Source organism: Mycobacterium sp. UM_WGJ (assembly GCF_000455125.1).
Taxonomy (GTDB): Bacteria; Actinomycetota; Actinomycetes; order Mycobacteriales; family Mycobacteriaceae; genus Mycobacterium.
In genome coordinates, this window is the sequence record NZ_AUWR01000034.1 from 48,829 (window position 1) to 65,754 (window position 16,926).

18 protein-coding genes are annotated in these 16,926 nt (G+C 67.0%); 17 read left to right on the forward strand and 1 reads right to left on the reverse strand.

What is annotated here, in order from left to right:
* Positions 1-44: 44 nt before the first annotated feature.
* The 16 genes from rho to N416_RS0111990 all read left to right on the forward strand — a co-directional run bounded on the left by rho (position 45) and on the right by N416_RS0111990 (position 14,810).
* A complete protein-coding gene (gene rho / locus N416_RS0111915) occupies positions 45-2,018 on the forward strand; it encodes a transcription termination factor Rho (RefSeq protein ID WP_024442332.1) in 1,974 nt (657 codons plus the stop codon).
* 232 nt (positions 2,019-2,250) lie between these two features.
* The gene (gene rpmE / locus N416_RS0111920) at positions 2,251-2,493 is read left to right on the forward strand and encodes a 50S ribosomal protein L31 (protein WP_024442333.1); all 243 of its coding nucleotides are present in this window, start codon (positions 2,251-2,253) and stop codon (positions 2,491-2,493) included.
* A 72-nt stretch (positions 2,494-2,565) separates the two neighbouring features.
* On the forward strand, positions 2,566-3,642 hold the full coding sequence (gene prfA, locus N416_RS0111925; protein WP_024442334.1) for a peptide chain release factor 1: 1,077 nt from the start codon (positions 2,566-2,568) through the stop codon (positions 3,640-3,642).
* On the forward strand, positions 3,639-4,496 hold the full coding sequence (gene prmC, locus N416_RS0111930; protein WP_024442335.1) for a peptide chain release factor N(5)-glutamine methyltransferase: 858 nt from the start codon (positions 3,639-3,641) through the stop codon (positions 4,494-4,496). Before prfA ends, prmC begins: the two co-directional genes overlap by 4 nt.
* On the forward strand, positions 4,493-5,152 hold the full coding sequence (locus tag N416_RS0111935; protein WP_024442336.1) for an L-threonylcarbamoyladenylate synthase: 660 nt from the start codon (positions 4,493-4,495) through the stop codon (positions 5,150-5,152). The genes prmC and N416_RS0111935 overlap by 4 nt, the downstream gene beginning before the upstream one ends.
* Positions 5,149-6,327, forward strand: a complete 1,179-nt coding sequence (locus N416_RS0111940) for a glycosyltransferase family 4 protein (protein ID WP_024442337.1) — start codon at positions 5,149-5,151, stop codon at positions 6,325-6,327. The genes N416_RS0111935 and N416_RS0111940 overlap by 4 nt, the downstream gene beginning before the upstream one ends.
* Positions 6,328-6,442: 115 nt before the next feature.
* Positions 6,443-6,889 (forward strand): hypothetical protein, encoded by a 447-nt coding sequence (locus N416_RS0111945; RefSeq protein ID WP_024442338.1) that lies wholly within the window; start codon positions 6,443-6,445, stop codon positions 6,887-6,889.
* Positions 6,882-7,637 carry a F0F1 ATP synthase subunit A gene (atpB, locus tag N416_RS0111950; protein WP_024442339.1) on the forward strand — a complete coding sequence of 252 codons (756 nt, stop codon included), beginning with the start codon at positions 6,882-6,884 and terminating at the stop codon, positions 7,635-7,637. Before N416_RS0111945 ends, atpB begins: the two co-directional genes overlap by 8 nt.
* A gap of 61 nt (positions 7,638-7,698) precedes the next feature.
* The gene (locus tag N416_RS0111955) at positions 7,699-7,959 is read left to right on the forward strand and encodes a F0F1 ATP synthase subunit C (RefSeq protein WP_019735417.1); all 261 of its coding nucleotides are present in this window, start codon (positions 7,699-7,701) and stop codon (positions 7,957-7,959) included.
* An 8-nt stretch (positions 7,960-7,967) separates the two neighbouring features.
* The gene (locus N416_RS0111960) at positions 7,968-8,489 is read left to right on the forward strand and encodes a F0F1 ATP synthase subunit B (RefSeq protein WP_024442340.1); all 522 of its coding nucleotides are present in this window, start codon (positions 7,968-7,970) and stop codon (positions 8,487-8,489) included.
* Positions 8,490-8,497: 8 nt separating this feature from the next.
* Complete coding sequence (locus N416_RS0111965; RefSeq protein WP_024442341.1) at positions 8,498-9,835, forward strand: F0F1 ATP synthase subunit B/delta; 1,338 nt, start codon at positions 8,498-8,500, stop codon at positions 9,833-9,835.
* 69 nt (positions 9,836-9,904) lie between these two features.
* Entirely contained in the window at positions 9,905-11,554 is a 1,650-nt protein-coding gene (gene atpA, locus N416_RS0111970) for a F0F1 ATP synthase subunit alpha (RefSeq protein WP_024442342.1), read from the forward strand.
* A gap of 7 nt (positions 11,555-11,561) precedes the next feature.
* Positions 11,562-12,488 (forward strand): F0F1 ATP synthase subunit gamma, encoded by a 927-nt coding sequence (locus N416_RS0111975; protein WP_024442343.1) that lies wholly within the window; start codon positions 11,562-11,564, stop codon positions 12,486-12,488.
* A 33-nt stretch (positions 12,489-12,521) separates the two neighbouring features.
* Entirely contained in the window at positions 12,522-13,952 is a 1,431-nt protein-coding gene (gene atpD / locus N416_RS0111980; RefSeq protein ID WP_024442344.1) for a F0F1 ATP synthase subunit beta, read from the forward strand.
* 34 nt (positions 13,953-13,986) lie between these two features.
* Entirely contained in the window at positions 13,987-14,352 is a 366-nt protein-coding gene (locus N416_RS0111985; protein WP_024442345.1) for a F0F1 ATP synthase subunit epsilon, read from the forward strand.
* 14 nt (positions 14,353-14,366) lie between these two features.
* On the forward strand, positions 14,367-14,810 hold the full coding sequence (locus N416_RS0111990; protein ID WP_036457775.1) for a DUF2550 domain-containing protein: 444 nt from the start codon (positions 14,367-14,369) through the stop codon (positions 14,808-14,810).
* Between the two features lie 24 nt (positions 14,811-14,834).
* Here N416_RS0111990 and N416_RS0111995 read toward each other — a convergent pair whose 3' ends face one another.
* A complete protein-coding gene (locus tag N416_RS0111995) occupies positions 14,835-15,425 on the reverse strand; it encodes a cob(I)yrinic acid a,c-diamide adenosyltransferase (RefSeq protein ID WP_024442347.1) in 591 nt (196 codons plus the stop codon).
* 100 nt (positions 15,426-15,525) lie between these two features.
* Between N416_RS0111995 and murA the strand changes: the two genes are divergently transcribed.
* A complete protein-coding gene (gene murA / locus N416_RS0112000; protein WP_024442348.1) occupies positions 15,526-16,779 on the forward strand; it encodes a UDP-N-acetylglucosamine 1-carboxyvinyltransferase in 1,254 nt (417 codons plus the stop codon).
* Positions 16,780-16,926 lie beyond the last annotated feature (147 nt).

The following is a 16,926-nucleotide window of genomic DNA, read 5'->3' on the forward strand; positions in this document are numbered from 1 at the left end:
AAGCCCCTCGCGTGAGAAAACCGACGAGGGAAGAAAGGAAATCCGTGACCGAAACGGACCTCTTCACGGCTGAAGGCAGCACCGACCAGGATTCGTTGCCGAACCCTCCCAGTAGTCCCGAGAACAGCCAGGACGTAGCCGCCGGCGGTAGTGACGCCGCGCCGTCCGCCCCGGAGACTGCCTCGGCGCCGGCCGCGACCGAGTCCGCTCCCGCTTCGGCGCCCGACCGCGGTGCCGCCCCCACCTCCTCCGATGACTCGCTGTCGGCGATGGTGTTGCCCGAGCTGAGAGCGCTGGCCAACCGCGTGGGCGTCAAGGGCTCCTCCGGGATGCGCAAGAGCGAACTGATCGCCGCGATCCGCGAGGTCGGCGGCAACGGCGGCGGGGACGCGGCCAAGTCCCAGCCCGCCACCGAACTGCCGGCCAACGGCGCGGCCAACACTGCACAGACGCCCCCGGCAGACGAAGCGGATGCCCCCGCGGCACCGCCGCGACGCGAGCGCCGTGGCGCCAGCCGTGCGACCGGCTCACCCGCTGCCAATGGCGGCGAGGCCGACAAGCCGGCAGAGCAGGACAAGCCCGCCGAGGCCGAGGCCCAGGGTGAGTCGCGCAAGCAGGGCCGCAACGACGACAAGGCGGAGCAGTCCGGTGGTCGGCGTGAGCGCGAGGGCGCCAAGACCGACGCCAAGGCCGATGAAGGCGCGCAGTCCAAGAACGACGACCACGGCGGCGACCAGTCCAACCGCGGCGGTGGCGACGACGACGAGGGACGCGGTGGCCGGCGCGGCCGGCGCTTCCGGGACCGGCGCCGTCGTGGCGAGCGTGGCGGCGAAGGCGGCGCTGCCGGCGGCGAAGCCGAACTGCGCGAGGACGACGTGGTCCAGCCGGTCGCCGGCATCCTCGACGTGCTCGACAACTACGCGTTCGTGCGCACCTCGGGCTACCTGGCCGGACCCAACGACGTCTACGTCTCGATGAACATGGTCCGCAAGAACGGGCTGCGCCGCGGCGACGCGGTGACCGGCGCCGTGCGGGTGGCCCGGGACGGCGACCAGCCCAACCAGCGGCAGAAGTTCAACCCGCTGGTGCGGTTGGACTCGGTCAACGGCGGCCCGGTCGAAGAGGCCCGGAACCGTCCGGACTTCACCAAGCTGACCCCGCTGTACCCGAACCAGCGGCTGCGGTTGGAGACCTCGGGGGAGAAGCTGACCACCCGCGTCATCGATCTGATCATGCCGATCGGCAAGGGGCAGCGCGCGCTGATCGTTTCGCCGCCCAAGGCCGGTAAGACCACGATCATGCAGGACATCGCCAACGCGATCACCCGCAACAACCCGGAGTGCCACCTGATGGTGGTGCTGGTCGACGAGCGTCCCGAAGAAGTCACCGACATGCAGCGCTCGGTCAAGGGTGAGGTCATCGCCTCGACCTTCGACCGGCCGCCGTCAGACCACACCCAGGCCGCCGAGCTGGCCATCGAGCGGGCCAAGCGCCTGGTCGAGCAGGGCAAGGACGTGGTCGTGCTGCTGGACTCGATCACCCGGCTGGGTCGTGCCTACAACAACGCCTCCCCGGCGTCGGGCCGCATCCTGTCCGGTGGTGTGGACTCCACCGCGCTCTACCCGCCCAAGCGGTTCCTGGGCGCGGCCCGCAACATCGAGGACGGCGGTTCGCTGACCATCATCGCCACCGCGATGGTGGAGACCGGCTCCACCGGTGACACGGTGATCTTCGAGGAGTTCAAGGGCACCGGCAACGCCGAGCTCAAGCTGGACCGCAAGATCGCCGAGCGCCGGGTGTTCCCGGCCGTCGACGTCAACCCGTCGGGCACCCGCAAGGACGAGCTGCTGCTCTCGCCGGACGAGTTCGCGATCGTGCACAAGCTGCGTCGCCTGCTGTCCGGTCTGGACTCGCATCAGGCCATCGACCTGTTGATGAGTCAGCTGCGCAAGACCAAGAACAACTACGAGTTCCTGGTGCAGGTGTCCAAGACCACCCCGGGAATGGACAACGACTGATCGGGCTGTCCACCTGCTGAAATTGCAGTCAGGGCTGTGATCGCGACCCGATCACAACCCTCGCTGCAGTCTCAGCGGGGTACCGAGACCCCGCTGACCGCAGGAATAGCGGGGAGCCTCCCGGCGTTTTGGGAGCCGACAGCGCAGCTGGCATAATCGAACACCTCAGGTTCCGGTTCACGTCCGCCCCGCAGGGCGGGCGACCCGGCGACCGACGATCGAAGAGGACATCATGAAAACTGGCATTCACCCCGCCTACGGCGAGACCACCGTGGTCTGCGGTTGTGGCAACACCTTCACGACCCGCAGCACCAAGGAGAGCGGCCACATCGTGGTCGAGGTCTGCTCGCAGTGCCACCCGTTCTACACCGGCAAGCAGAAGATCCTGGACAGCGGCGGCCGGGTCGCGCGCTTCGAGAAGCGCTACGGCAAGCGCAACGCCGGTGCCGCTGCAGCGGCAGCCGACGACAAGTAGCTCCCTCACCGACGCCCGGAACGTGCCAGCACGTCATCCGGGCGTCGGCTTGCGTTCGGGGATGGAGGTGAGATGACCCAGAGCATTCAGGGGATCGACGCCCTGCTGGCCGAGCATGCCGCCCTGGAAACGCAGCTGTCGGATCCCGAACTGCACAACGATCCGGCCGAGGCGCGACGAGCCGGTCGGCGCTTCGCCCAACTGGCGCCCATCATCGTCACCCACCGCAAGCTCGAGTCGGCTCGCGGCGACCTCGAGGCCGCCCGGGAACTGGCCGCCGACGACGCGTCGTTCGCCGCCGAGATACCGGAGCTTGAGGCGCGCGTCGCCGAACTCGACACCGCGCTCACCGACATGCTGGCGCCCCGCGACCCGCACGACGCCGACGACATCGTGCTCGAGGTCAAATCCGGCGAAGGCGGCGAGGAATCGGCGTTGTTCGCCGCCGACCTGGCCCGGATGTACATCCGCTACGCGGAACGCCAGGGCTGGAAGGTGACGGTCCTCGACGAGACCACGTCCGACCTCGGCGGCTACAAGGACGCCACCCTCACCATCGCGAGCAAGGGCGACAGCGCCGACGGCGTGTGGTCGCGGATGAAGTTCGAAGGCGGTGTGCACCGCGTGCAACGGGTGCCGGTGACCGAGTCGCAGGGCCGCGTCCACACCTCGGCGGCCGGCGTACTGGTCTACCCCGAGCCCGAAGAGGTCGGCGAGGTCGCCATCGACGAGTCGGACCTGCGCATCGACGTCTACCGGTCCTCGGGCAAGGGCGGCCAGGGCGTCAACACCACCGACTCCGCGGTGCGTATCACCCACCTGCCGACCGGGATCGTCGTCACCTGCCAGAACGAGCGGTCGCAGCTGCAGAACAAGGCCCGTGCTTTGCAGGTTTTGGCGGCCCGGCTGCAGGCGGTGGCCGAGGAGCAGGCCCAGGCGGATGCCTCGGCCGATCGGGCCAGCCAGATCCGCACCGTGGACCGCAGCGAGCGCATCCGCACCTACAACTTCCCGGAGAACCGGATCACCGACCACCGCATCGGCTACAAGGCGCACAACCTCGACCAGGTCCTCGACGGGGATCTCGATCCGATGTTCGATGCGCTGGCAGCCGCCGATAAGGAAACCCGGTTACAGGGGACGGCGTGAGCCGCATACGGGACGCGATCGACTCCGCTGCAGCGCTTTTCGCTGATGCCGGGATTGACTCCGCCCGCTATGACGCGGAAGAGCTCGCCGCCCATGCGGCCGGCACTGACCGCGGCCGGCTGGCGCTGCTGGATCCACTCGGCGACGAGTTCTTCAGCCGCTACCGGGAATTGGTTGCCGCCCGCAGCTCTCGGATCCCGCTGCAGCACCTGATCGGCACCGCGGCTTTCGGCCCGGTGCTGGTGCAGGTCGGTCCGGGGGTGTTCATCCCGCGACCGGAAACCGAAGCCCTGCTCGACTGGGTGCTGAAACGGGCTGCGGTTCAACCGCTCGGTTCGCATCTGGTGATCGTCGACGCCTGCACCGGTTCCGGTGCGCTGGCGATTGCGTTGTCCCGCAGCTTTCCCGGCGCCCGTGTCCTCGCGGTCGAGGATTCGGAACCCGCGTTGGACTACGCACAGCGCAACTGCGCCGGAACGTCGGTGGAGCTGATCCACGCCGATGTGACCACGCCGGGGCTGCTGTCGGAGCTCGACGGTCAAGTGGACTTGATGGTGAGCAACCCGCCCTACATCCCCGACGGTGCGGCGCTGGATCCCGAAGTGGCCCAGCATGATCCAGAGCACGCGCTGTTCGGCGGACCGGACGGTATGTCGGTGATCGCCCCGCTGGCCCACCTCGCAGCGCGACTGCTGCGCCCGGGTGGGCTGTTCGCCGTCGAACATGACGACACCACGCCGACGGCCACCGTCCACACTGTGTTCGGCACCGGCTTTTTTGACGAGGTAGTTTCCCGGCCCGACCTGACTGGGCGGCTCCGGTTCGTGACGGCGATCAGGAACGATCAACCATGACAGAGGTTTTCGACTGCTCCGATGCTGACCAGCGTGCGGCCGGAATCGCGGCGGCGATCGACGCGGTGCGCGGTGGTCGCCTGGTGGTGCTGCCGACCGACACGGTCTATGGCATCGGTGCCGACGCCTTCAACGCCGCCGGGGTCACCGCGCTGCTGGCGGCCAAACGGCGCGGCCGCGACATGCCGGTGGGCGTGCTGGTGGGATCGTGGAACTCCATCGACGGGTTGGCCCTGATCGTGCCGCAGACCGCCCGTGAACTGATCCGCGCCTTCTGGCCGGGTGCGCTCAGCCTGATCGTCACCCAGGCCCCGTCGCTGCAATGGGACCTCGGCGAAGCCCGCGGCACGGTCATGGTGCGCATGCCGCTGCATCCGGTGGCACTGGAGGTCCTCAAGGCGGTGGGCCCGATGGCAGTGTCCAGCGCCAACGTCTCCGGTGGATCGCCCGCCGTCGTGGCCGGCGAAGCGCAAAGTCAGCTGGGAGAGTCCGTCGACGTCTACCTCGACGCCGGGCCGGCCGAACAGGGTGCGGCCTCGACGATCGTGGATCTCACCGGCCCCGCACCGCGGATCGTGCGGACCGGCCCGGTCTCCGCCGAACAGATCGGTGCCGTGCTGGGGCTGGATCCGGACTCGCTGACGGGGACACCGTGACCAGCCTGCTGGCTTTGGCCGACCGCGGCGCCGGCGTGCCGCTGCGAGAACTCGCTCTGGTGGGCCTGACCGCGGCCATCATCACCTACTTCACCACCGGGCCCGTCCGCTGGATGGCCACCCGGATCGGGGCGGTCGCCTACCCGCGCGAACGCGACGTCCACGTGCAGCCCACACCGCGAATGGGCGGACTGGCGATGTACGTCGGCGTCGTGGCGGGCATCTTCCTGGCCTCGCAGCTGCCGGCCCTGACCCGCGGCTTCGTCTACTCCACCGGCATGCCGGCGGTGGTGCTGGCCGGCGGCGTCATCATGGGAATCGGTCTGCTCGACGACAAGTGGGGCCTGGACGCCCTGACCAAGTTCGCCGGCCAGATCACCGCGGCCAGCGTGCTCGTCACCATGGGTGTGGCCTGGAGCGTGCTCTACATCCCGATCGGCGGCGTCGGCACCGTGGTGCTCGACCAGGTGTCGTCGATCCTGCTGACGCTGGCGTTGACGGTCTCGATCGTCAACGCGATGAACTTCGTCGACGGCCTCGACGGGCTGGCTGCCGGCCTGGGGCTGATCACCGCACTGGCGATCTGCATGTTCTCGGTCGGCGTGCTGCAGGACCACGGCGGTGACGTGCTGTTCTACCCGCCGGCGTTGATCTCGGTGGTCTTGGCCGGCGCTTGTCTGGGTTTCCTGCCACACAATTTCAGCCCCGCGAAGATCTTCATGGGCGACTCCGGTTCGATGCTGATCGGGCTGATGCTGGCCGCGGCGTCCACCACGGCCGCCGGTCCGATCTCGCAAACGGCGTACGGCGCACGCGACGTGTTCGCGCTGCTGTCGCCGTTCCTGTTGGTGGCGGCCGTGATGTGCGTGCCGGCGCTGGACGTGCTGCTGGCGATCATCCGTCGTACCCGCGCCGGGCTCAGCCCGTTCAGCCCGGACAAGATGCACCTGCACCACCGACTGCTGCAGATCGGCCATTCCGATCGCCGGGTGGTGCTGCTGATCTACTTGTGGACGGCGATCGTCGCATTCGGGGCGGCCGGCACCATCTTCTTCGACCCGCGCTACACCGGGGCGGTGATGTTGGCTGCCATGCTCATCGCGATTGTCGTTACGCTCATCCCGTTACTACGCCGGGGAGGCGCCTCGGAAGACGACCCCTACGACACGCGGTAGTAGCACCGTCTAAGATGGTGTTGTAGGTGGTTCCACAGTGCGTTCGGGCATCCGATACGCTCGGCGGGCGACTGCACGATCACGACGCAGGGCAGATTCAGATTGGGGTGAGGCGGTGACGACACCAGCGCAGGATGCGCCGTTGGTGTTGCCGTCGGTGGTGTTCCAGCCGATCCGGCTGTCACTGATCTGTGTCGCTCTGACCGCTGCCGCTGTCGCTGCGGCTGCCCAATTCGGCCGACCGCTCTTCGGAGTGTTCTTCGGGCTGGGTCTGGCGCTCGGCCTGGGCAACGCACTGCTGATTCGCCGGTCGGCGCTGAAGATCACCGCCTCCGACCATCCGCTGAAGAAGAAGATGGCGCTGAATTCGGCGACTCGTTTGCTGGTCATCAGCGTGATCGGCTTGGCTATCGCCTACCAGTTCCGTCCAGAGGGCCTCGGCGCACTGTTCGGATTGGCCCTGTTCGAGGTAGTGCTGGTGCTGACCACCATGCTGCCAGTGGTAAAAAAGCTCCGCGCGCAAGCGGCAGAGTCCGGCGCTGAAGGGACGAAAAATGACTGAGTCGATCCTGGCTGAGGGGGCCATCGAGGTCGGCCACCACGAGACCGCGGTATGGCCGCTGGTCGGCGAGGTCAACATCGACACCATCACCTCCACCGCGATCGCAGCGGTGATCGTGATCGCCCTGGCGCTCTTCCTGCGCGCCAAGGTCACCTCGACCGGGGTTCCCAGCGGCGTGCAGCTGTTCTTCGAGGCGATCACCATCCAGATGCGCAACCAGATCGAGGGTGCCATCGGGATGAAGATCGCCCCGTTCGTTCTGCCGCTGGCGGTGACGATCTTCGTCTTCATCCTGGTCTGTAACTGGCTGTCGGTGCTGCCGGTGCAGTACGCCGACGAGCACGGCATCCATGAGCTGATTACCTCTGCCGCCGGCGACATCAACTTCGTGCTGGCGCTGGCGCTCTTCGTATTCTGCGGCTACCACCTGGCCGGATTCTGGCGCCGGGGCTTCCTCGGCCACCCGCTGCGGCTGCTCAAGGGCCACGTTGCCGTCCTGGCGCCGATCAACCTGGTCGAAGAGGTCGCCAAGCCGGTCTCGCTGTCGCTGCGTCTGTTCGGCAACATCTTCGCCGGCGGCATCCTGGTCAGCCTGATCGCGTTGCTCGGGCCCTACTTCATGGTCGCGCCGAACGCGATCTGGAAGACCTTCGACCTGTTCGTCGGCCTGATCCAGGCGTTCATCTTCGCGCTGCTGACCATCCTGTACTTCAGTCAGGCCATGGAGCTCGAAGAAGACCACCACTAGTACCACCTGCACGACCACATCAGACCTGGTAGAGCACTACCAGCTAGCAAGGAGGAATGAAATGGCAGATCCCAATCTGATCGGACTTGGTGCCCTCATCGGCGGCGGTCTCATCATGGGCGGCGGTGCCATCGGCGCCGGTATCGGTGACGGTATCGCCGGTAACGCGCTGATCGCCGGTATCGCCCGTCAGCCCGAAGCTCAGGGTCGCCTGTTCACCCCGTTCTTTATCACGGTTGGTCTGGTCGAAGCGGCCTACTTCATCAACCTGGCCTTCATGGCGTTGTTCGTCTTCGCCACCCCGATCGCCGCACAGCAGTAACGCACAAGATGGGTGACATGAGCGTTGCTGTCCTCGCCTTGAGCGAGGCGGCTGAGGAAGGCCCGAAGAAGAGCTTCCTCATTCCCGACGGCACCTTCTTCGTCGTGCTCGCGATCTTCCTGATCGTGCTCGCCGTGATCAGTACCTTCGTGGTGCCGCCGATCATGAAGGTGCTGCGGGAGCGCGAGAACATGGTCACCAAGACTCTCGCCGACAATCGGGAGTCCGCCGAGCAGTTCGCGGCCGCCGATGCCGACTATGAGAAGCAGATGGCGGCGGCGCGCCTTGAGGCAAGCACGGCACGGGACGAAGCTCGCGCCGAGGGCCGCAAGGTGATCGACGAGCAGCGGTCGGCGGCCGAGGCGGAGGTGGCCTCGACATTGCAGGCCGCCACCGACAAGCTCAAGCAAGAAGGCGATGCGGTGAGTGAGCAGCTGCAGGCCCGGGTGGAGACACTGTCTGCCACCTTGGCCAGCCGGATCCTCGGCGTTGACGTCGAGGCACTTTCCGCGGCGAGTACGGGGCGGTAGCAACAGAGATGTCGATTTTCATCGGGCAGCTGGTCGGCTTTGCCATCATCGTGTGGCTGCTGGTCAAGTTCGTCGTGCCACCGGTGCGCAAGTTGATGGCCGACCAGCAGGAGTCGGTGCGCAAGCAGCTGGAGGAGGCGGCAGCAGCCGCCGCTCGTCTGACCGAAGCCGGTCAGGCGCACTCCACGGCACTGGCCAACGCCGCGACCGAAGCGCAGCAGGTCACCGCGGAGGCCCGCTCGGACGCCGAGCGGATCGCCGAGCAACTGCGCAGCCAGGCCAGTGCCGAAGCCGAGCGCGTGAAGACCACCGGCGGACAGCAGGTCGGTCTCCTGCGGGCGCAACTCATCCGTGAGCTGCGGTCAGGCTTGGGCGCCGAAGCTGTGCAGCGGGCGGGCGACCTGGTTCGCGCGCACGTCGCCGACCCGCAGCGGCAGTCCGCGACGGTGGACCGGTTCCTCGACGAACTCGACGCCATGGCGCCGAAGTCCGTCGAGGTCGAATCGCCGATCTTGGTCCGGATGCGTTCGGCCAGCCGTCAGGCGCTGGCCGGTTTGCTGGACAAGTTCGGCGAGGTGGCCGGTGGCCTGGACCAGCAGGGCTTGGCCGCGCTGGCAGATGACCTGACCGCCGTCGCCGAACTGCTCGAACGCGAGAGCGTGGTCACGCGGCACCTGACCGTGCCCACCGACGACGCGGCACCGAAGGTGCGTCTGGTTCAGCGCCTGTTCGCCGACAAGGTCGGTGCCGCCGCCCTGACGCTGGTGACCGACGCGGCGTCGGCCCGCTGGTCCAACGGCGCGGACCTGGTCACCGCCGTCGAGCACGTCGCCCGGCAGGCACTGCTGCTGTCGGCGGAGAGTGCCGGCACCGTCGACGAGGTGGAGGACCAGCTGTTCCGGTTCTCCCGCGTGCTGGACGCCCAGCCCCGGCTGGACATCCTGCTCGGCGACACCGCGACTCCGGCCGCTGGCCGGGTCGGGTTGTTGCGCAACGTCATCGGTAGTGGCAGCGGTGCCAACCCGATCGCGGTGGCGCTGCTCGAGCAGACCGTACGGCTGCTGCGTGGCCAGTCCGCACATCAGGCGATCACCGAGCTTGCTCAGATCGCAGTGGCACGTCGTGGCGAGCTGGTGGCACACGTCGGAGCGGCCGCGGAGCTCAGCGACACCCAGCGCACCCGGCTGAATACGGTGCTGAGCCGGATCTACAGCCACCCGGTCCGCGTGCAGGTCGGTGTCGACCCGGCACTGCTGGGCGGGCTGACGATCTCGGTCGGTGACGAGGTGATCGACGGCACGCTGTCGTCGCGTCTCGCCGCAGCCAAGACGCAATTGCCCGACTGATCAAGACCGACCCGGACCTACCAGGTCTCAGAGCCCAATACCCATTCGAAGGCAGGAAGACGAAAAGCCATGGCAGAGTTGACAATCTCCTCTGACGACATTCAGGGGGCGATCGAGGAGTACGTGACCTCCTTCAGCGCCGACACCGCGCGCGAGGAGGTCGGCACCGTCATCGACGCCGGCGACGGCATCGCACACGTCGAGGGCCTTCCTTCGGTGATGACCCAGGAGCTCCTCGAGTTCCCCGGCGGGGTGTTGGGCGTGGCCCTGAACCTCGACGAGCACAACGTCGGTGCGGTCATCTTGGGCAACTTCGAGAACATCGAAGAGGGCCAGCAGGTCAAGCGGACCGGTGAGGTGCTCTCGGTGCCGGTCGGCGACGGCTTCCTCGGTCGGGTCGTCAACCCGCTGGGACAGCCGATCGACGCCCGCGGCGAGATCGAAGCCGAGACCCGTCGTCCGCTGGAGATGCAGGCCCCCTCGGTGGTTCAGCGTCAGAGCGTCAGCGAGCCGCTGCAGACCGGTATCAAGGCCGTCGACGCCATGACCCCGATCGGCCGCGGCCAGCGTCAGCTGGTCATCGGCGACCGCAAGACCGGCAAGACCGCCCTCTGTGTGGACACCATCCTCAACCAGCGCAAGAACTGGGAGACGGGCGACCCGAACCAGCAGGTTCGCTGCGTGTACGTCGCGATCGGCCAGAAGGGCACCACCATCGCCAGCGTGCGTCGCGCGCTGGAAGAGGGCGGCGCCATGGACTACACCACGATCGTCGCCGCGCCCGCCTCGGACTCCGCCGGCTTCAAGTGGCTGGCCCCCTACACCGGCTCGGCGATCGCCCAGCACTGGATGTACTCGGGCAAGCACGTGCTGATCGTGTTCGACGACCTGACCAAGCAGGCCGAGGCCTACCGCGCCATCTCGCTGCTGCTGCGCCGCCCGCCGGGCCGCGAGGCATACCCGGGTGACGTGTTCTACCTGCACTCGCGTCTGCTGGAGCGTTGCGCGAAGCTCTCCGACGAGCTGGGTGGCGGTTCGCTGACCGGTCTGCCGATCATCGAGACCAAGGCCAACGACATCTCGGCCTACATCCCGACCAACGTCATCTCGATCACCGACGGCCAGTGCTTCCTGGAGAGCGACCTGTTCAACCAGGGTGTTCGGCCGGCCATCAACGTCGGTGTCTCGGTGTCCCGGGTCGGTGGCGCCGCGCAGATCAAGGCGATGAAGGAGGTGGCCGGCTCGCTGCGTCTGGACCTGTCGCAGTACCGCGAGCTGGAGGCCTTCGCCGCGTTCGCCTCCGACCTGGACGCCACCTCGAAGGCGCAGCTGGAGCGTGGTGCACGCCTGGTCGAGCTGCTTAAGCAGCCGCAGTACGCACCACTGCCCGTCGAGGAGCAGGTGGTCTCGATCTTCCTGGGTACCGAAGGCCACCTGGACTCGGTGCCGGTCGAGGACGTGGGCCGCTTCGAATCCGAGCTGCTGGACCACATCCGGGCCTCGGAGAACGACCTCCTCACCGGGATCCGCGAGTCCAAGAAGCTCTCCGACGAGGCCAGCGAGAAGCTGGTTGCCGTGATCAACCAGTTCAAGAAGGGCTTCGCCGCCTCGGACGGCAGCTCGGTGGTTCCCGACGAGCACGTTGAAGCGCTCGACGAGGACAAGCTCGGCAAGGAAGCGGTGCAGGTCCGCAAGGCCGCGCCGGTGAAGAAGAAGTAACGCCGCTATGGCAGCCACACTTCGCGAACTACGCGGGCGAATCCGCTCAGCCGGGTCGATCAAGAAGATCACCAAGGCCCAGGAGCTGATCGCCACCTCGCGTATCGGCCGGGCGCAGAACCGGCTGGAAACGGCTCGGCCGTACGCCGACGAGATCACCCGGCTGCTCACCACGTTGGCCGCCGAGGCGGCCCTGGACCACCCGCTGCTGGTCGAGCGCAGCGAGCCCAGGCGGGCGGGAGTCCTGGTGGTGTCGTCCGACCGTGGTCTGTGTGGCGGCTACAACGCCAACGTCTTCCGCCGGGCAGAGGAACTGTTCTCTCTGCTCCGCTCGGAGGGCAAGGACCCGGTGCTCTACGTCGTCGGCCGCAAGGCGCTGGCCTACTACTCGTTCCGGAACTGGGCGGTCACCGACTCCTGGACCGGATTCTCCGAGCAGCCGACGTACGAGAACGCGGCCACGATCGCCTCGACCCTGGTTGAGGCATTCCTGGCCGGCGCCGACGACGACGGCGACCACCCGGGCACCGACGGTGTCCTGGGCGTCGACGAACTGCACATCGTGTCGACCGACTTCCGCTCGATGCTGTCGCAGTCGGCCGAAGCGCGTCGGATCGCCCCGATGCTGGTGGAATACGTCGGACCAGAAGATCCCGGCGTCCGGACCTTATACTCCTTCGAGCCGGACGCCACCACGCTGTTCGACTCGCTGCTGCCGCGGTATCTGACCACCCGCGTGTATGCCGCGCTGCTCGACTCGGCGGCCTCGGAGCTGGCTTCGCGCCAGCGCGCTATGAAGTCGGCGACCGACAACGCCGACGACTTGATCAAAGCGTTGACCCTTGAGGCCAACCGCGAGCGCCAGGCTCAGATCACCCAGGAAATCAGCGAAATCGTCGGCGGTGCGAATGCCCTCGCCGACGCCTCTCGGTAAGCCCCCGGTAAGTACTAGGAAGCGAAGAAGATAATGACTGTTACCGCTGACAAGACAACCGCCGGCCGCGTGGTGCGCGTAACCGGCCCCGTCGTCGACGTCGAGTTCCCCCGGGGCGCGGTGCCTGAGCTGTTCAACGCTCTGCACGCGGAGATCTCCTTCTCGGAGTTGGCCAAGACCCTGACCCTGGAGGTCGCCCAGCACCTGGGTGACAACCTGGTCCGCACCATTTCGATGCAGCCCACGGATGGCCTGGTGCGTGGCACCGAGGTCACCGACACCGGTGCCGCGATCTCGGTGCCAGTGGGTCACGAAGTCAAGGGCCACGTGTTCAACGCCCTCGGACAGTGCCTCGACAAGCCGGGCTACGGCGAAGACTTCGAGCACTGGGGCATCCACCGGAAGCCCCCGGCCTTCAACGAGCTGGAACCGCGCACCGAGATGCTCGAGACCGGCCTGAAGGTCGTCGACCTGCTCACCCCGTACGTGCGTGGCGGCAAGATCGCCCTGTTCGGTGGCGCCGGCGTGGGCAAGACCGTGCTTATCCAGGAGATGATCAACCGTATCGCCCGGAACTTCGGTGGCACCTCGGTGTTCGCCGGCGTCGGCGAGCGCACCCGTGAGGGCAACGACCTGTGGGTCGAGCTCGAGGACGCCAACGTGCTCAAGGACACCGCCTTGGTGTTCGGCCAGATGGACGAGCCGCCGGGCACTCGTATGCGCGTGGCGCTGTCGGCCCTGACCATGGCCGAGTGGTTCCGCGATGAGGCGGGCCAGGACGTGCTGCTGTTCATCGACAACATCTTCCGGTTCACCCAGGCCGGCTCCGAGGTCTCGACCCTGCTGGGCCGCATGCCTTCGGCCGTGGGTTACCAGCCCACGCTGGCCGACGAGATGGGCGAGCTGCAGGAGCGGATCACCTCGACCCGTGGTCGGTCCATCACCTCGATGCAGGCCGTCTACGTGCCCGCCGACGACTACACCGACCCGGCGCCGGCGACGACGTTCGCGCACTTGGATGCCACCACCGAGCTGTCCCGTGCGGTGTTCTCCAAGGGCATCTTCCCGGCGGTGGACCCGCTGGCCTCCAGCTCGACCATTCTGGACCCGGCCATCGTCGGTGAAGACCACTACCGCGTCGCCCAGGAGGTCATCCGGGTCCTGCAGCGTTACAAGGACCTGCAGGACATCATCGCCATCCTCGGTATCGACGAGCTGTCCGAAGAGGACAAGCAGCTGGTCGGCCGGGCACGGCGTATCGAGCGGTTCTTGAGCCAGAACATGATGGCCGCCGAGCAGTTCACCGGTCAGCCCGGCTCGACGGTGCCGCTGAAGGAGACCATCGAGGCCTTCGACCGGCTGACCAAGGGTGACTTCGACCACCTGCCCGAGCAGGCGTTCTTCCTGATCGGTGGCCTCGATGACCTGGCCAAGAAGGCCGAGAGCCTGGGCGCCAAGCTGTGACCCGGAATCCGGTGATGACGAAAGGCGGTGGGTAATGGCAGAGCTAGATGTCGACATCGTCGCGGTCGATCGCAAGGTGTGGTCCGGCAAGGCCACCTTCATCTTCACCCGGACCACCGTCGGTGAGATCGGTATCCTTCCGGGGCACATCCCGGTGGTTGCCGAGCTCGTTGACGACGCCATGGTGCGGGTCGACCGGGTCGAAGAGGACGAGCTGCGGCTCGCCGTGCACGGCGGCTTCCTGTCGGTGACCGAAGAGGGTGTCAGCATCCTGGCTGAGGCCGTCGACTTCACCTCAGAGATCGACGAGGCGTCCGCACGGCACGAAGCCCAGTCCAGCGACCCCAAGATGGCTGCACGGGGACGGGCCAGGCTGCGTGCCCTGGGTGTGATCGACTAAAAAGGCGTGAATCGATGAGCACGCCCATGATCTTTATGGTCGTGCTCGTCGCCGTTCTCCTAGGCGCGGTTGTCGCGCTGAGCTATCGGCTGTGGAAGCTGCGGCAAGGCGGTACCGCCGCCATCATGCGCGACCTTCCGGCCGTGGGCGGCCATGGCTGGCGTCATGGCGTGGTCCGCTATCGGGGCGGTGAAGCGGCTTTCTACCGTCTTTCCAGCGTGCGGCTGTGGCCGGATCGTCGGCTCAGTCGACGCGGTGTGGACGTGGTGGCGCGCCGCGCCCCCCGGGGCGATGAATTCGACATCATGACCGACGAGATCGTGGTGCTCGAACTCTGCGATGTCACCCAGGAGCGTCGGGCCGGCTTCGAGATAGCGCTGGACCGCGGCGCGCGGACCGCCTTCCTGTCCTGGCTGGAGGCGCGCCCGTCGCCGCGGGCCCGGCGTCGGAGCTACTGACCAAGCGAACGTTGTTGGTGCCGATTACTTTTCGGGACCGTCGGTGCGTTCGCCGCCTGGCTTCCAGAGCACGTCGCCGTCGGTATTGGCCACTCGGCACAACACAAACATCAAGTCCGACAACCGATTCAGATACTTCGCCGGCAGCACCGACACGCCGTCCGGGTAGGCGTCGAGTGCCGCCCAGGCCGAGCGCTCGGCCCGGCGCACCGCGGTTCGAGCCACGTGCAGCAGTGCCGAGAGCGGTGAGCCGCCCGGCAGGATGAACGAGTTGAGCGGGGCCAGCTGTTCGTTGTATTCGTCACACCACGCCTCCACCCGGTCGACGTACTCGGCGGTGATCCGCAGCGGCGGGTACTTCGGGTTCTCGGCGACCGGTGTGGCCAGATCCGCGCCCGCGTCGAACAGGTCGTTCTGGATGCGCAGCAGCGTGGCGCTCACCGCCTCGGCGGGTTGGCCGAGCGCAATCGCGACACCGATCGCGGCGTTGGCCTCCTCGACATCGGCGTAGGCCACCAGCCGGGGATCCGTCTTGGGTACGCGAGAAAAATCGCTCAGGCCGGTCGTTCCGTCGTCGCCGGTACGGGTGTAAACGCGAGTGATGTGCACTGCCATAGCCCAAACCGTACCGGGGGAGTGAACCGGTGCCATCCTCGCTTCGGCCGAAGCCCGGATTGGTCGGGACAGGGCTCGCGTCGTCACTACACTGACGCGAGTGGGTGAGCGTTTCGTGGTTACCGGGGGTAACCGATTGTCCGGTGAAGTCGCCGTCGGTGGCGCTAAGAACAGCGTCCTGAAGCTGATGGCGGCGGCCTTGCTGGCGGAGGGCACCAGCACCATCACCAACTGCCCGGACATTCTGGACGTGCCCCTGATGGCCGAGGTGCTGCGCGGGCTGGGCGCCAATGTCGAACTCGACGGCACCACGGTGCGTATCACCTCGCCCGACGAACCCAAGTACGACGCGGACTTCGCCGCGGTGCGCCAGTTCCGGGCGTCGGTCTGTGTGCTGGGACCCCTGGTGGGCCGGTGTCTGAAGGCGAAGGTCGCACTACCGGGCGGTGACGCGATCGGCTCGCGCCCGCTCGACATGCACCAGGCCGGCCTGCGACAACTGGGAGCCACCTGCAATATCGAGCACGGTTGCGTGGTGGCGCACGCCGAGAAGCTGCGCGGCGCCGAGATCCAGCTGGAGTTCCCGTCGGTGGGCGCCACCGAGAACATCTTGATGGCAGCGGTGCTGGCCGAAGGTGTCACGACCATCCACAACGCGGCGCGCGAACCCGATGTCGCCGATCTCTGCACGATGCTCAACCAGATGGGCGCCCAGATCGAAGGTGCCGGCTCCCCAACGTTGAAGATCACCGGGGTGCCGCGGCTGCACCCCACCGAACACGAAGTGATCGGCGACCGGATCGTGGCCGCGACCTGGGCGATTGCGGCGGTAATGACCCGCGGCGACATCTCCGTCACCGGTGTGGACCCGGCTCACCTACAGCTTGTGCTGCACAAGTTGCACGATGCGGGCGCGACCGTCACCCAATCCGACAACGGATTCCGGGTGGTGCAGTACGAGCGGCCCAAGGCCGTCAACGTGGCGACTTTGCCGTTTCCCGGATTCCCCACCGATCTGCAGCCGATGGCGATCGGCCTCGCAGCGATTGCCGACGGCACGTCGATGATCACCGAGAACGTCTTCGAAGCCCGATTCCGGTTCGTCGAGGAGATGATCCGACTCGGAGCCGATGCGCGTACCGACGGCCACCATGCGGTGGTGCGTGGACTGCCGCAGCTCTCGAGTGCACCCGTTTGGGCCTCCGACATCCGCGCCGGCGCCGGTTTGGTCCTTGCGGGCCTGGTCGCAGACGGTGAGACCGAGGTCCACGACGTCTACCACATCGATCGCGGGTACCCGTTGTTCGTGGAATATCTAGCCGATTTGGGTGCTGAGATAGAACGTGTAATATAGGTCGGGCCGGAGGGACTGCGGACCGCGGAACTACCGACAGTCTGGAAGTCCTTCCGGAAGCCCCGAAAATCTCGGAGTTGACTCAACTCCGGAAACCGAGTATAGTGGCGGGGTTGCCTGAAGCCGGGCGGCGTGTTGTTTGAGAAC

What these genes read in the sequence shown, in the direction of transcription:
- rpmE (WP_024442333.1), top strand. Translation starts at nt 2,251, where the DNA reads ATGAAAACTGGCATTCACCCCGCCTACGGCGAGACCACCGTGGTCTGC.
- prfA (WP_024442334.1), top strand. Translation starts at nt 2,566, where the DNA reads ATGACCCAGAGCATTCAGGGGATCGACGCCCTGCTGGCCGAGCATGCC.
- N416_RS0111935 (WP_024442336.1), top strand. Translation starts at nt 4,493, where the DNA reads ATGACAGAGGTTTTCGACTGCTCCGATGCTGACCAGCGTGCGGCCGGA.
- atpB (WP_024442339.1), top strand. Translation starts at nt 6,882, where the DNA reads ATGACTGAGTCGATCCTGGCTGAGGGGGCCATCGAGGTCGGCCACCAC.
- N416_RS0111955 (WP_019735417.1), top strand. Translation starts at nt 7,699, where the DNA reads ATGGCAGATCCCAATCTGATCGGACTTGGTGCCCTCATCGGCGGCGGT.
- N416_RS0111960 (WP_024442340.1), top strand. Translation starts at nt 7,968, where the DNA reads ATGGGTGACATGAGCGTTGCTGTCCTCGCCTTGAGCGAGGCGGCTGAG.
- N416_RS0111965 (WP_024442341.1), top strand. Translation starts at nt 8,498, where the DNA reads ATGTCGATTTTCATCGGGCAGCTGGTCGGCTTTGCCATCATCGTGTGG.
- atpA (WP_024442342.1), top strand. Translation starts at nt 9,905, where the DNA reads ATGGCAGAGTTGACAATCTCCTCTGACGACATTCAGGGGGCGATCGAG.
- N416_RS0111975 (WP_024442343.1), top strand. Translation starts at nt 11,562, where the DNA reads ATGGCAGCCACACTTCGCGAACTACGCGGGCGAATCCGCTCAGCCGGG.
- atpD (WP_024442344.1), top strand. Translation starts at nt 12,522, where the DNA reads ATGACTGTTACCGCTGACAAGACAACCGCCGGCCGCGTGGTGCGCGTA.
- N416_RS0111985 (WP_024442345.1), top strand. Translation starts at nt 13,987, where the DNA reads ATGGCAGAGCTAGATGTCGACATCGTCGCGGTCGATCGCAAGGTGTGG.
- N416_RS0111990 (WP_036457775.1), top strand. Translation starts at nt 14,367, where the DNA reads ATGAGCACGCCCATGATCTTTATGGTCGTGCTCGTCGCCGTTCTCCTA.
- N416_RS0111995 (WP_024442347.1), bottom strand. Translation starts at nt 15,425, where the DNA reads ATGGCAGTGCACATCACTCGCGTTTACACCCGTACCGGCGACGACGGA.